This window comes from Hydrogenimonas thermophila, assembly GCF_900115615.1.
GTDB classification, from domain to species: domain Bacteria; phylum Campylobacterota; class Campylobacteria; order Campylobacterales; family Hydrogenimonadaceae; genus Hydrogenimonas; species Hydrogenimonas thermophila.
Genome location: NZ_FOXB01000023.1, coordinates 20,522 through 35,401, shown reverse-complemented (window position 1 = coordinate 35,401; position 14,880 = coordinate 20,522). Strand labels below are relative to the sequence as shown.

The window sequence follows — 14,880 nt, the reverse complement described above, 5'->3', positions numbered from 1 at the left end:
TCTCTCATAATACAAGCAACATGACTTTTCTTTGCAATATCTATGCCAACATAGTACATAAAACATAACTCCTTCTTGATTGCTTGATATTTGGGTTGTGCTCACAGCCTCCTAACTCTATAGAACGGTAGAACATAAGCTCTCCAATAGCGTTTCATAGGTGAGTTAGCTAGCCCAAATTAGATAGGCTTTGTTGGGTCATCTTCTGACAAGGACAAACAGATCTTTAATTTGTGCCATTGACTGTGAATTGCAAAAAGCAGCTAACACAACTGTCTTTATGCTAACACAACTTTTATAACTTTTTCATCCTCTTTTGAGTGATGAGAAGTTATAAATGTATTATAGGAGGATATAAGTTATGAAAGATTTTCTTAAATCAGCACTATTTTTTAAAATTATTGTTATACCTTTAGTTATTTTAGGTGTTTTAGCATTTGGTATTTTGATTTATTTAAATAATTTTGCAGATAGCTTGGTAGATAAAAAGGCAAATGAATATGCTAACAACATACTTAAGTCATATATAACATTTTCTAAAAGTTCTATTGAAAAAGGTCAGAGACACTCATTTCAAGAAGTTGTAGAAGGGCTTAAAACAATTGATGGAGTCAAAGATGTTTTTGCAAGCAGTAGAGATGGTCTTATGATGTATAAAATAGGTGAAAAGAGTGTAGGACTACCTTTTGTACGAAAAGACGGAAAATTTTTTAATCCAAATATTAAATATTTTGATCAGACAAATGGTCTATGGATGAGAAGTGATTGGTTTTATAAAAATATTAAAGATTCAAAAATTACAGAGTGTATGTATAAAAAATTACATCCAAAAGATAGAAATTGTGCAAGATGCCACTATTCAATTCCAAAAAATTTAAAATTCAATAAAGAAAGAATGGCTTTTAAAAAAGATGGTAAATATGTTGTAGCCTACTATAATCTACCAGTTCATAATGATTGTATAAAATGTCATACTCATTGGAAAAAGGGAGAGAGTGGCGGTTACCTGGGAGTTAAAATAGATTTAGCTTCTGAAAAAGAGAAGATGATTCAAATGATTGATACATTTAAATATGCTTTAATTGTTTTCATTTTGATAGTTGTATTGATCTTTGCTTATAATGCTTTTATTGTAAAAAAGTTAAGAGGAGATTTGGTTACACTGAAAGATATAACAGAAGATTTAGCTGAAGGAGATGGGGATTTAACAAAAAGAGTCAATATTTCTTCAAAAGATGAGGCTGGTGCTATAGCTGAAAACTTGAATATATTTATTGAAAAGATTCAAAATATAGTAGATAAATTGAAAAGTACTACATCTTTATCGGCAAATGTAGGAAGTGATGTTGAAAAAGCATCAGAAACTATAAAAGAGACTATTAATACTCAGACAAATTTAATAGAAAAAAATAATGAGTTTACAAGTCATATAAAAGAAAATCTGGAGAGTGTTAAAGAGAGTATATTCTCGACATCCGAAGATATCAAGCATACTCAAGAGAACTTAAGTAAAAATGTTAGTTCATTACTTGGAACTATTGAAGAGATAAAAAAAGCCTCTTCAAAAGAGATGAATTTAGCAAATAAAGCTTCTGAACTTACTGAAAGCTCATCACAAATTAAAGAGATTATAGGAATTATTAAAGATATTGCAGATCAGACAAATCTTCTTGCACTAAATGCAGCTATAGAAGCAGCAAGAGCTGGAGAGCATGGCCGTGGGTTTGCTGTAGTAGCAGATGAAGTTAGAAAATTAGCTGAAAAGACTCAAAAATCATTAAGTGAGATTGACGCAGTTATATCTTTGGTTACACAGGGAATTATAGAAATAGAGAGTCAAATTCAGGAAAATTCTCAAGAGAGTGTAAAAATATGTGAAATAACTCAAGGGCTAGCAGATGAGACTAACAATACTATGGAAAGTTTAGATAGAACTATTGAAAAGGTTGAAAATGCTAGAAAAGAGACAACAAAAATAGATATAAATGTAAAGTCTTTAACTGAAGTTTCAAAAGAGCTTATTGAGCAAGCTAAGATATCAGAAAAGGTTGGTAATAACTTGAGTCAGGTATCAAACACATTACATAATGTTGTTACCTCATTAAAAGAGGAGACAGATAAGTTTAAAACTTAACAAGTTTTTGATGTAAATAATTTAATTAACATTTATTTCAGATAAATTTTATCTCATTTATAATAAACTATTAGTGCTAGTATTTTTATTTTATTTAAAATTAAAATTACAGTGTTGCTAATGGAGTTGGAGTGGGAAAATTGCTGTAATTGTTAAGTCTTAAAAGAAAGGGTGCAGATATGGAGTCAAAAAGAAGGAGACTGAGCAAACTTGATGCTCCTAAAAATATTACATCAAATGAAAAGATTATGGATGATAACGATTTTATTGTATCGAAAACAGATAAAAAAGGTTATATCACATACTTTAATGAAGTATTTATGGAGATGGCAGGTTATACCCATGAAGAGTTGATGGGGGCAAATCATAATTTAATTAGGCATCCTCATATGCCAAGAATAGCATTTAAGTTAGCTTGGGATTTAATTCAAAATGGGAAAGAGTTTTTTGGATTTGTAAAGAATTTGAGAAAAGATGGTGGTTTTTACTGGGTTTTTGCATATATAACACCAGATTATGATAGTAGTGGTAATATTATTGGATATACCTCTTTTAGAAGAAAGCCACCAAGATCAGCAATAGAACAGATTGAACCAATTTATAGATTACTTGTTGATGAAGAGAGAAAGGGTGGAATGGATGCATCCTTAAAGCTTCTGCAAAATTTTTTAAAAGAGCATAAGATATCTTATAACACATTGGTAATGAGTCTTCAAATGGGAGCCAAGCTATGAAAAATGTAAAGGTAATATCATTTTTAGCTATTGCAGTATTAAGTGCGCTCTATTTAGTATACATTACTGAGTATATTGCAGCAGCAGTAATATTTTTATTGTCTGTTATTCTCTATTTTGTACCAATTGAAAATTCTAAAAATGATGATAGTTCAGAACTATTAAACCAAATAGACTATGTTCTAAAAAATGTTTCTGAAGGTAAATTGACCGATAGAGTTAAATTAGATAAAAATGAGACAAAACTAGAGAGAGTAGCTTGGCATCTAAATAATGCTCTTGATCAGATGGAAGTTATTTTAAGGGAGACTAAATATACCATACAGGCAGTCAGTAATGGAGATTATGAAAGAAATCTCTTTTCAAGTGGATTGCATGGAGAGTTTAAAGATAGTTTGGAAGCTATTCAAAAAGCTATTGAAGCTTTAAAAGCTAATGCCAAGTACCAGACTATGGGGATTTTATCTACAGAGTTTTCAAAAATTAATGATGGTTTAAAAGGTAGTATGAGATATATTACCAATGATGTTTTAAAACTTGATGAGGTAGTAAGGCTCTCTTCTACAAAAACAGGTGAAGCATATAAAACATCTACAGAAACTTTAAATGCAGTAAAAGAGGCAAATGAAGATATAGAGAATCTTAGTGTATTGGTTCAAGATACAACTGAAGCCATAGACAATTTAAACTCAAATGTAAATCAAATAAACTCGGTTGTTGTTTTAATTAAAGATATTGCAGATCAGACGAATCTTCTTGCACTTAATGCAGCTATAGAAGCAGCAAGAGCTGGTGAGCATGGCCGTGGTTTTGCTGTTGTTGCTGATGAAGTAAGAAATTTGGCTGAGAGAACACAAAAGGCAACTGGCGAAATAACTATAACTATTAAATCATTACAACAGCAATCATCAAATATTCAGACTAATGCAGAAAATATTAATAAAGTAGCAGAAAAATCTAGTAATACAATGAAAAATTTTGCAGAAACTATGAATGAATTTAACTCAAATCTTCTATCTGTTGCAAAAGAGTCCAATAAAGGAAGCTTTTCAATATTTATGGAAGTCTTTAAAATAAACCATATTATGTTTAAATCAAGAGCATACTCTGCAGTTGTTAATGGAAGTGTTGCAGATGAAATATTGCATACAAATTATGAAACATGCGACTTTGGAAAGTGGTATCATGGAAAAGGAAAAGAGCTTTTTGGAAATCTTGATATTTTTAGAAAAATGGGTGATGCACATAAAAAGTTTCATGAATTTATAGATAAAAACCTTGAGTTAATTAAAGATGGTGAAAATACACTAAATCTAGAGAACAAAGATACTATTATTGATAGATTCAAAGAAGCAGAAAAGTATAGTGAAGAGTTATTCTCATTAATGGACCAATTATCTGAAAAAGTTGGAGAAGATATTGATATCTCTACAGTTTGATTTTTATAATAGCACTGAACAATAAAGCGTTTAGTGCTATTATAAATAGTATCTCTTATAAAAATTGAAAATTATCTACAAAAAATAGAACTTTCTTGTAAAATCACCTAAATTTAAAAATAAAAAGTTATGAGAAGTATTAATAGGTATATTGTATAATTACTAAACTTGAAACATATAGAATAAAGGGCTTAAATGACCAAGTATTATCGTGTGCTTATAGATTGTAAAGATGAAAAAGGTCTTGTATATAAAATAAGTAAAACATTTTATGATTTTGGACTCAATGTAGAGAATAACAGAGAGTTTGTTGATGCTCAAAATGGTAAATTTTTTATGCGTAGTGAAGTTAGTGGAAAATTTGATCCTGATGCATTAAAAAAGGAGCTGGAAAACTATTTGCCTAATAAGGCAAATATACGTCTTATTGAGCCTAGACCAAAACGTATAGTATTGATGGCTACTAAAGAGAGTCACTGTTTAGGAGATATTTTAATACGCCATGAAGCTAATGAATTAGAAGCTGAAATTTTAGGTGTTATTTCTAACTATGACTCTCTTAGATCTTTAGTAGAAAAGTTTGATATTCCATATGTATGTGTTAGTCATGAAGGTTTGCAACGTGCAGAGCATGAAGCTAAAATTCTTGAAGCTCTTGAGCAGTTTGGTGATATTGACTATATAGTTTTAGCTAAGTATATGAGAATTCTTACACCTGAGTTTGTATCAGCCTATGAAGAGCGTATAATAAATATTCATCACTCTTTCTTACCTGCATTTATAGGTGCAAATCCATATAAACAAGCCTATGATCGTGGTGTAAAAATCATTGGAGCGACGGCACACTTTGTTAACAATAATCTAGATGAAGGGCCTATTATTGCACAAGATACAATTCCAATTAATCATACGATGGATTGGAAACAGATGCAACGAGCAGGTAGAGATGTAGAAAAAATTGTACTTTCAAAAGCGCTTAAACTTGCTCTTGAAGATAAGATTTTTGTTTATGCAAACAAAACAGTTATTTTTGATTAAAATGGTAGTTAATATTTGATGAAAAAAATAAATCTGCTGTTTCCATTTTTACTAGTTACTTGTCTATTAGCATCAAGTTCATTTTGGCAGACTTTTATAGATATACAAAACGAGCTGTATGCTCATAAAATAGTTGAATCCAAAGTTTTAGAACCCATAAAAGATTCCAATATTACCAAAAATGAAACAAAAATGCAGACTTCAGAAGAGGATGTAACAAAACTGATCGATAAACGTGTTCAAAAATTTAATGAACTCATAGCTTTGATTAAAGAGAAACCTTATGAGGTTAAAAGTAGAAATAATCCATATTATAACTCTTCTGAGGTTGACTCAATTCGAGCTAAGTTGAAGACAAGGATTACTGTAAATAGTAAATATGGATATAAAGTTGCTGTTACAAGAGATAAAATAGCTCTTGCTACACTACAGACAAAGGAGCATATTTACAACTTTTTTGTAAATTTGGCAGAAAACTGGACAAAATTAGATGCTAAAGCAATTGAATCAATTATAAAAAAAGAGAGAGATTGGCTTAAAACTATTGATATTAGCACTTTTAAAAAGTTTTATGAGTTATCTAAAAATGATAACAATCAAATATCACAGCAAATTGTTTCAAACTATCTCGAACTTCGTGTGCAGGTAGATTTTTATCAAGATTTTTTAGACTATCTTTTGTCCAATCCAACACTTCTTAAATATCGCTCTTTAACAGCAATTCTAAATCTTAACTCTATGATTGATAATATAAACTCAATCAGCTCTTTTGCTAAAATCAATACAACACTTAGATATATACATCTTGATATGGGTCGACTTGTACTTTTTGTTCTTATTATGCTTTTTGCTTGGAGTGCAAGTTACCTTATATATTATCGCATTTATGCATTTTTAAAAAAACAGATAATTAAAAAAGAGGATGCAGTAGATGACCTTTTATTGGCTAATTTAAATGGTATTCGTCGTCCTTTTCTAATTTTAGTTATTGCTTTTGGTTTTGAGCTTGGGCTTGAAGTACTGTTATATCCATCTGCATTGCCAGAAAAACTTATTCTCTTTTTATATGCCCTTTATTTAGGAATTATTGTCTATATTCTTTTAATTCTTGTAGATTCTATTTTTACAGAGTACCTTTTTAAAAAAGATGAACTAAAAAACAGACATTTACGGCAGGAGCTTGTAAATTTAATTCTTTCTATAGTAAAAGTAACAATAGTTATAATTGCTGGTTTTATGCTTCTTGTGCGTATGGGAGTTAACATAACCGGTCTTCTTGCCTCTTTAGGTATTGGAGGTTTGGCTGTAGCGTTAGCTGCTCAAAATACATTAAGTAACTTCTTTGGACTTTTAAAGATAATTTTTGACAACTCATTTTCTCAAGGTGATTGGATAGAGACAAAAGATGTAGAAGGTACTGTTGTTGAGATAGGGTTTATCAGTACAATGATAAGAACATTTGACAATGCACTTATAACTGTACCAAATGCCAACCTTGCAAACTCATATATCAAAAATTGGAGCAAAAGAAGTGTTGGTAGACGCATTAAGATGCACATTGGTGTCAGTTATGGAGCAAGCCGTGAGAGTGTAATGAAAGCTATTGATGAAATAGCGGCCATGCTTGAATCTCATCCTGGAATTGCAACTCCAAAAAGAGTTGATAAAAAGGTAATTGTAAAATCTAAACGTGAGAAAAAACTTGTTTCCATAGAAGACAAATATGGTATAAAAACAACGCTATTAGTCTATTTAGATGAATTTGCTGACTCTTCTATAAATATTTTGATCTATACTTTTTCAAAAACTGTTGTTTGGAAAGAGTGGCTTGAAATTAAACAGGATGTTTTACTTAAAATATGGGAGATTTTAGAAAGAAATAACCTTGAGTTTGCATTTCCTTCTCAATCTATCTATTTTGATCCTGAAAATGTGGAAAAAAGCTTTAAAGCTATTTCAGAAAAGCCAAAAGTTTAGTAATATTAAAACTTTTGGCTCTCTCTTTGTTTACCTTTCATTTACTTTTAATTAGTTATGGTTTTACAATAGACTACTATAATTTCATACAAAAAAATTCAGTGTATCAATTTATAAATATTTTAAAGGAAATCTATGAATCAGATAATAGAAGATATAAAAAAAGAGGTTGGTAAAGTTATTGTAGGTCATGAACATTTGGTTGATGCAATGCTTATTGCACTTATATGTGAAGGGCATCTTTTGGTAGAAGGAGTGCCTGGACTTGCTAAGACAACAGCAGTTAATGCATTGTCTAAGGCTCTTGGCTTGAACTTTAAAAGAGTTCAATTTACTCCAGACCTTCTTCCAAGTGATATAACAGGTACTGAAATTTATGATCAAAAGAGTGGAGAGTTTAAGGTTAAAAGAGGACCTATATTTACAAATTTGCTTTTGGCTGATGAGATAAACCGTGCTCCTGCAAAGGTGCAGTCTGCACTGTTAGAGGTAATGCAAGAGAAGCAAGTTACTATTGCTGACAGTTCTATTAAAGTAGAGCGTCCATTTTTAGTAATGGCTACGCAAAACCCTGTAGAACAAGAGGGTACTTACCGTTTGCCTGAAGCACAGCTTGATCGTTTTATGCTCAAAGTCAATGTAGGGTATAACTCTATTGATGAAGAGTTTGAGATTGTAAGCCGAGTAGCAAAAAAAGGTTTTGGTGAAATTTCTCAAGTAGCTAGTAAAGAAGATATAGAAAATATGCAAAAAGAGCTTGATAATATACATGTAGATGATGCTGTGCAAAAGTATATGCTAAAACTCATATTTGCTACACGTTTTCCTAGTGAGTATGGTTTAAATGATATGGCTGGGTATATAGAGTTTGGTGCAAGTCCACGTGCTTCTATAGATCTCTATCGTGCAAGTCGTGCTGTTGCACTTATACGAGGTAAAGATTATGTCAGTCCTGTTGATATAGCTGAAGTACTTGAAAGCGTTTTGCGTCACCGAATCATTTTGAACTATAAAGCTGAAGCAGAAGGCATTACAAGTGAGACCATCATAAAAGCTGTTCAAAAGGCTGTACGTTTACCATGAAACAGAAGGTAAAAGAGCTCTTAATCAAGACAAAACGAAGGCTTTTTGGTCAAAATATTGGTAATAATGTATCAGTCTTTCAGGGGAATGGCATAGACTTTCGTGAGTTGAAAGAGTATGCATATGGAGATGACGTACGAAAAATTAACTGGAATGTAACAGCCAGAGAACAAAAGCCTTATGTCAATGTCTTTAATGAAGAGCGTGAACTTAATATTGTTATATGTTTTATTTCAAGTGGTAGTATCTATTTTGGTTCACAAAGACAAAAACAGGAAGTTATGGCAGAAGTCATGGCTTTGCTTAGTTTTTCTGCCATAAAAAATTCAGATAGAGTTACAACAATATTTTTTGATGAGAACTTAGATCGATTTTTCAAACCTACTAAATCAGCAAACAGTGTTTATGAAACACTTGAGTATGCTTTAAATTTAGATGTAATTGGTCGTAGTGCTGATTTTAATGAACTCTCTAACTATCTATTAAATGCTATAAAACAACGATCTATTGTTTTACTTCTTGGAGATTTTTATGATTTGCCTGATTTTAGCTTGCTTGCAAGAAAACATGAAGTTTATGCTGTAATTGTACGAGATCGTTTTGAAGAGGATCCAAAACTGTTTGGTGAATATGATCTAATCGATCCAGTCAGCAAGAGTCATAATAGTTTAGATATTGATGATAGTGTTATTTTATCTTTTAAAGAGGAGCTTGAAAGACACGATACTGAACTATTTACTCACTTTAAAAAAAATCGCATCCCTTTTGTAAAAATTTATACTAATGAGGATCCTTTTATTAAACTCAGGGAGTTGCTTAAATGAAAGATGAGCTAGCTCAGTTAAAAGATATTAAACCACCTGTAGAAGTTCCAGACTCTTCCTATTGGTTGTTTTTAGCTCTTATTATTACTATTTTTTTGCTTTTATTGGCACTTGTTTATTGGTTTAAATATAAAAGAGGCTCTAAGCGACGCAAACGTTTTGATCCTGTACTTGAAGTAAAAGAGAAGCTTAAAAAAATAGATTTTACAGACTCAAAAATGGCAGTATATACATTTGATGAGTATCTACCTGTTTTAATAGGTGATGATCAAGAGATGTTGCAAGAGTTTGAAAATTTGCAAAAAGATTTAGAAAAGTATAAATATAAAAAAGATGTACCAAAACTTAGTGAACAAGATAGATTGAATATGAAAAAGTTTATAGGCAGGTTTATAAAATGAGTGGTTTTACTTTTGAAGAGCCTTTAGCTTTTTTGACTCTTATTCTATATTTTATCTGCAACAGATGGTGCAAACCACGCTTTGAAAGCATTTGGTTTCCAGGAAGTGAACGCTTAAAAGACGTAAGTAAAAAGCGTACAACCTGGTTTAATTTTCTTAAGTTTACAGCCTTTTTTTTACTTGTAACTGCACTTGCTAGTCCTGTAGTTAAAAATGAAGTTGTCATTCAAAACGATAAAGGGTATGAAATATCTCTGATTCTTGATGCAAGTGGCTCAATGTCTCAAAGCAATAAATTTGAGATAGTAAAAGAGATTGTTACAGAGTTTGTCAAAGCAAGAAAACACGATAAGCTTGGTTTAACAATATTTGCAGATTTTGCCTATGTTGCAGTACCACTGACATACGATAAAGAGTCTCTTTTACGTCTTCTTAAAAAGGTTGATGTTGGTATTGCCGGTACTAGAAGAACAGCTCTGTATGAAGCACTTTTTATGAGTACCAAGCTTTTTAAAGATTCTCAAGCAAAAAATAAAATTGCTATTTTATTGACTGATGGTATGGACAATGCCGGCAGTGTACCTTTAGAAGTGGCAATAAATACTGCTAAAAAGTATGGAATAAAAGTCTATACCATCGGTATAGGTGCAAGAGGAGATTATAATCCTTATGTACTTGAAAAAATAGCAAAAGATACAGGTGCAAAGTTTTTTGAAGCTGATTCTAAACAAAAGCTAATTGAGATTTATAAAGAGATTGATCAGCTTGAAAAGAGTGATATTAAGGGAAACAAGTATGTTAAAAAGAGTTACTACTATATGTGGCCTTTGAGTATGGCTCTTTTGTTGATGGTTGTTTTGGTTGTTGTTAGAAAAAGAAGGGGTTGGTAGATGCAGTTTTTATATCCTTATGTTCTGTTTTTACTGCTTTTGATTCCACTGTTGTGGGTACTTTTAGGTAAAAGTAAAGATGCATTAAAAAACTATTTTACCCCGGAACTTTATGAAAAGATGGTTGCTAAAGGTGGTGGAATGAGCAGGCGTAACCGTCAAGCTCTACTGCTTGCTAGTTTGGCACTTGGAATTGTAGCATTGGCTCGTCCTGTAATAGACAATGGTGAGATAAAGGTAAAAAGTGAAACAACTGATTTGGTTGTAGCATTTGATATATCAAGATCGATGTTTGCAAATGATGTTTACCCTAACCGTTTTTCGCTATCTCAAAGAAAATTTTTTGATCTTCTTGAAAATTTAAAAGATACTCGCATTGCAGTAATAGGTTTTAGCTCTCGCGCTTTTCTTGTGGCACCTTTGACAAGTGACTATGCATCTTTGAGATATTTGGTTAAGCATATGGGACTTGACTATATCTCTTTAAAGGGAACCGATATGATGGCTCCTTTAGAGGTTACAAAAAATCTTCTTAAAAACCGTACGAAAAAAGCACTGCTTATCTTTACTGATGGAGGAGATAAAAAAGATTTTTCTAAAGAGATTGATTTTGCAAAAAGAGAAGGAATTAAAGTTTTCATCTATGCTGTCGGAACTGATAAGGGTGGAGTAATGAAAATTGGCAGAGATGTTGTACGTGATGAGAATGGAGATGTGGTTATTACTCATCTTAACTCGGCTGTTAAAAGTTTGGCTGAAGCTACCGGTGGTGTTTATAAAGAGTTCTCTTTTAAGTCTGCAGATGCAAAGGAGTTAGCAGAGATTATTAAAGATAGTTTGCATTCAGGAGAGATAAAAGAGGATGTCATTAGAGATAGAAAAGAGTTATTTAAAATCCCTTTGATGCTTGCAATAATTCTTTTTCTTATGAGCTTTTCTTCACTTCCTAAATGGAGTAGAGTATGAAAAAAGTAATTTTATTACTATTTATTTTAATACAATTTTTAAATGCATCAATCTTTGATTTTCAAACTCTAGATGAAGCAAAAAATGCTTATGAGAGCGGTAATTATGAAAAAGCTGCTAAGCTTTATGCAAAAATAGCCAAAGAGGGCAATGATGAAGCAAAATTTAATGCAGCAGATGCACTCTATAAAGCAGGCAAATTTCAAGAAGCTCTGACACTTTTTAAATCTATCTCTTCAAAAAATCTGCAGTTTGAAAAGCTTCATAATATGGGAAATTGCTATGCAAATCTAAAAAAGTTTGATGATGCAATAAATATGTATGAAGCGGCTCTTAAAATTAGAGAAGATAAAGATACAAGGTTCAATCTTGAACTACTTAAAAAATTAAAAAAACAAAATCAACAAAATAAAAAACAAAGTCAAAACAGTAAAGATAAAAATTCCAAACAAAATAGTGATCAAAATAAAAAAGGTGATCAAAAAAATAGAAGTAATAAACAGAACCAAAACCAAAAAAATAACAAAAAAGATCAGCAAAAAGATAAAAAAGAGAAATCTGAACAAAATAAGAAAGAGAAACAAGAGAAGAAAAAATCTGACTCAAAAAGAGATGAAAAAAAAGAGCAAAATCGCAGAGTTATAAAAAAAGATGAACCAATCAGTGATATGGAGGTTAGAAAGTGGAACAAAGTTTTAAATCAAAGAGGTATTCATACACTGATGCTTCCATTGCAAACAGAAAATAAAGGAGCAGATAATGAGAAACATCCTTGGTAAGTTAATAACTCTATTTCTAATTCCTGTATGGCTCATTGCTTCAAATGTTCAGGTAAGTGTAGATAAGAGAGAGGTAACTAGAGGCGATACAGTAACATTTACAATTACAGCCGAGGGTGAAAATATAGATTTCCCTGTTATTAACTCTATTGATAATTTTCCTGTTTTAGGGACTGCACAGCGCTCTAATATCTCTATTATTAATGGCAATATAACCAAAAGTTTAAGTAAAAGCTACACTTTCGCTCCAATGAAAGATGTAACCATTCCATCATTTGAACTAAAAATTGATGGTAAAACTTATAAGACAGATCCTATTAAAGTTAAAGTAACAAAAGTTGCAACTTCATCAGCTGGAAGTGATGCCATACTTACAATGAGTGTAGATAAAAGAGAAGTTCATGTTGGAGAACCTGTGAATCTAACTGTAACTTTAAAGTATAGAAGAGATAAAAATTATGTAGAGAGCCAAGTAGAGTCTCCTGAATTTTCCAACTTTTGGATAAAACAGGTAGGTAATGTTCAAGAGTATGTTGAAGGTAATTATATTGTTAAAAAAGTTAAATATATAATTTTCCCTCAAAAAGCAGGAAACTTTAAATTGGAGCCTTTGACTGCTAAATTGGCAAGGCGTGTGGCAGTTAAGCAACCATTTGGGAATGATCCATTTTTTAATGATGATTTCTTTAACACAATGTTTGCAAGACTTGAAACAAAACGCATTGCTTCTAACACTCTCTCAATTGAAGTCAAGCCACTTCCAAACAGTTTAGAGCTTTACGGAAAATTTGATATAAGCGTTACTGTAGATAAAAAGGAGGTTGAAGCAAACAAGCCAGTTAAAGTAGGCATTCGCATAGATGGGTATGGAAATATTGATGATATTAAAAAGTTTGATCTAAATATTCCTGATGCAGTAGTCTATGCTGATGAACCAAAAATAGATACACGCATAAGTAACGGAAAGTATGGCGGAACATTTATGCAAACTATTACAGTAGTTGCAGAGAGTAATTTTACTATTCCTTCATTAACTCTTAAATTTGTAGATTCTGAAACCAATCAGCCAACTGAGATTAAGAGTGAGCCAATTAAAATTTTTGTCAAAGGTGGTAAAAAAGCAGATACTAACATAGAGCAAAAAATAGTTAAACAACCTGAAGTGGTTAAAAAAGATAGTAAAGATAAAGAGAATAACGTAGGTAGTGCAATGTTATCACAAAAAGAGCAGACAGCTTCAGGTTGGCTTATGTTTATTATAGGTCTGGCAGTAGGAGTTTTATCTGCTTTTGGTATATCAAAGTTTAGACAAAACAGAGTATCTATGAAATCTTTAAGTAGTAAAGCTCGTGCTATACGACAAGCCAAAGATGAAAAAGAGCTTTTTGAACTTCTATTGCCATATATTAAAGACGATCCACAAATTGAAGATGCTGTAAAGAAGCTAGAAGAGAACCTGTTTAAAGGTGCATCTCACCGTATAGATAAAAAGTTATTGGCAGAGATTATAGAAGAGATTGAAGAGGAGAGTGGTGATAGCAAAAGAGGGGTTTAATAAAATATTGCTAAAATAATACGCTTATAAGTATAAATATGGAGATACTTTTATGAAAATTTTTGTTACAGGTGGAGCTGGTTATATTGGTTCGCACACTTGTGTTGAACTTCTTGAAGCTGGATATAATGTAGTTGTTTATGATAATCTTTCCAACTCCAGTGTAGAGGCTATTAATCGTGTAGAGAAGATAACTGGTAAAAATATTGAGTTTATAGAGGGCGATATAAGAGACAGGGCTAAATTAGAGTCAGCATTGGATGGTTGTGATGCTGTTATACATTTTGCAGGATTAAAAGCGGTTGGTGAGTCTGTTGAAAAACCTCTTGAGTATTATGACAACAATGTTTGCGGTACATTAAGACTACTAGAAGCTATGCAAAATGTGGGAGTAAAGAAGATAGTATTTAGCTCCTCTGCTACTGTATATGGAGATCCCAAGAAGCTTCCTTTAACTGAAGATCATCCACTTCGTACAACCAACCCTTATGGACAGACAAAACTTGTAATAGAAGAGATATTAAGAGATTTGTATAGATCAGATAAGAGTTTTGGAATTATGATTTTAAGATATTTTAATCCAGTAGGTGCTCACGAGAGTGGAATGATAGGTGAAGATCCTCAAGGTATTCCAAATAACCTTATGCCGTTTGTATCTCAAGTTGCTGTTGGAAGAAGAGAGTATTTGAATGTTTTTGGAGGAGATTACAATACACACGATGGGACAGGGGTTCGTGATTATATTCATGTTGTTGATTTAGCTCTTGGACACCTTAAAGCACTTGAAGCTCTAAAATCAAATATGTGTGAAGCTGTAAACCTTGGAACAGGAGAGGGGTACAGTGTGCTTGATGTTGTTAAAGCTTACGAAAATGCATCAGGAAAAAAAGTACCATATAAGATAGTTTCTCGTCGCCCTGGTGATATTGCTTCTTGTTATGCTGATCCATCTAAAGCAAGAGAGTTGCTTGGGTGGGAAGCAAAGTTTGATTTAAAAAAGATGTGTGAAGATAGTTGGCGATGGCAATCAAAAAATCCATACGGTTATAATAGTAAGTAA

The 14,880-nt window shown here is 31.9% G+C and carries 13 protein-coding genes and 1 pseudogene; all 14 read left to right on the top strand.

Translation table 11 applies throughout. The features are described 5' to 3' along the window. The first annotated feature begins 361 nt into the window (after window positions 1-361). The 14 genes and pseudogenes from BM227_RS13205 to galE all read left to right on the top strand — a co-directional run bounded on the left by BM227_RS13205 (window position 362) and on the right by galE (window position 14,880). Window positions 362-2,134: a methyl-accepting chemotaxis protein gene (locus tag BM227_RS13205; protein WP_092912770.1), complete on the top strand. Its 1,773-nt coding sequence runs from the start codon at window positions 362-364 to the stop codon at window positions 2,132-2,134. A gap of 179 nt (window positions 2,135-2,313) precedes the next feature. Beyond that, window positions 2,314-2,868 carry a PAS domain-containing protein gene (locus tag BM227_RS07955; protein ID WP_092912769.1) on the top strand — a complete coding sequence of 185 codons (555 nt, stop codon included), beginning with the start codon at window positions 2,314-2,316 and terminating at the stop codon, window positions 2,866-2,868. After that, a pseudogene (locus BM227_RS13200) lies at window positions 2,865-3,839 on the top strand (methyl-accepting chemotaxis protein); the annotation flags it as partial. The gene BM227_RS07955 and the pseudogene BM227_RS13200, both read left to right, overlap by 4 nt. After that, the gene (locus tag BM227_RS13350) at window positions 3,837-4,307 is read left to right on the top strand and encodes a CZB domain-containing protein (protein ID WP_394358779.1); all 471 of its coding nucleotides are present in this window, start codon (window positions 3,837-3,839) and stop codon (window positions 4,305-4,307) included. The pseudogene BM227_RS13200 and the gene BM227_RS13350, both read left to right, overlap by 3 nt. Window positions 4,308-4,502: 195 nt before the next feature. Beyond that, the gene (purU, locus tag BM227_RS07945) at window positions 4,503-5,345 is read left to right on the top strand and encodes a formyltetrahydrofolate deformylase (protein ID WP_092912767.1); all 843 of its coding nucleotides are present in this window, start codon (window positions 4,503-4,505) and stop codon (window positions 5,343-5,345) included. 18 nt (window positions 5,346-5,363) lie between these two features. Then, window positions 5,364-7,322 (top strand): mechanosensitive ion channel family protein, encoded by a 1,959-nt coding sequence (locus BM227_RS07940; RefSeq protein ID WP_092912766.1) that lies wholly within the window; start codon window positions 5,364-5,366, stop codon window positions 7,320-7,322. A gap of 135 nt (window positions 7,323-7,457) precedes the next feature. Further along, window positions 7,458-8,405 (top strand): AAA family ATPase, encoded by a 948-nt coding sequence (locus BM227_RS07935; RefSeq protein WP_092912765.1) that lies wholly within the window; start codon window positions 7,458-7,460, stop codon window positions 8,403-8,405. Further along, window positions 8,402-9,229, top strand: a complete 828-nt coding sequence (locus BM227_RS07930; RefSeq protein ID WP_092912764.1) for a DUF58 domain-containing protein — start codon at window positions 8,402-8,404, stop codon at window positions 9,227-9,229. Before BM227_RS07935 ends, BM227_RS07930 begins: the two co-directional genes overlap by 4 nt. Continuing rightward, on the top strand, window positions 9,226-9,630 hold the full coding sequence (locus BM227_RS07925; RefSeq protein ID WP_092912763.1) for a hypothetical protein: 405 nt from the start codon (window positions 9,226-9,228) through the stop codon (window positions 9,628-9,630). Before BM227_RS07930 ends, BM227_RS07925 begins: the two co-directional genes overlap by 4 nt. Continuing rightward, a complete protein-coding gene (locus tag BM227_RS07920) occupies window positions 9,627-10,520 on the top strand; it encodes a vWA domain-containing protein (RefSeq protein ID WP_092912762.1) in 894 nt (297 codons plus the stop codon). The genes BM227_RS07925 and BM227_RS07920 overlap by 4 nt, the downstream gene beginning before the upstream one ends. Continuing rightward, on the top strand, window positions 10,521-11,486 hold the full coding sequence (locus BM227_RS07915) for a vWA domain-containing protein (protein ID WP_092912761.1): 966 nt from the start codon (window positions 10,521-10,523) through the stop codon (window positions 11,484-11,486). It begins immediately after the preceding gene. Next, window positions 11,483-12,265 carry a tetratricopeptide repeat protein gene (locus BM227_RS07910; protein WP_092912760.1) on the top strand — a complete coding sequence of 261 codons (783 nt, stop codon included), beginning with the start codon at window positions 11,483-11,485 and terminating at the stop codon, window positions 12,263-12,265. Before BM227_RS07915 ends, BM227_RS07910 begins: the two co-directional genes overlap by 4 nt. Further along, the gene (locus tag BM227_RS07905; RefSeq protein ID WP_092912759.1) at window positions 12,246-13,820 is read left to right on the top strand and encodes a BatD family protein; all 1,575 of its coding nucleotides are present in this window, start codon (window positions 12,246-12,248) and stop codon (window positions 13,818-13,820) included. The genes BM227_RS07910 and BM227_RS07905 overlap by 20 nt, the downstream gene beginning before the upstream one ends. Before the next feature lie 52 nt (window positions 13,821-13,872). Then, entirely contained in the window at window positions 13,873-14,880 is a 1,008-nt protein-coding gene (gene galE, locus BM227_RS07900; RefSeq protein WP_092912758.1) for a UDP-glucose 4-epimerase GalE, read from the top strand.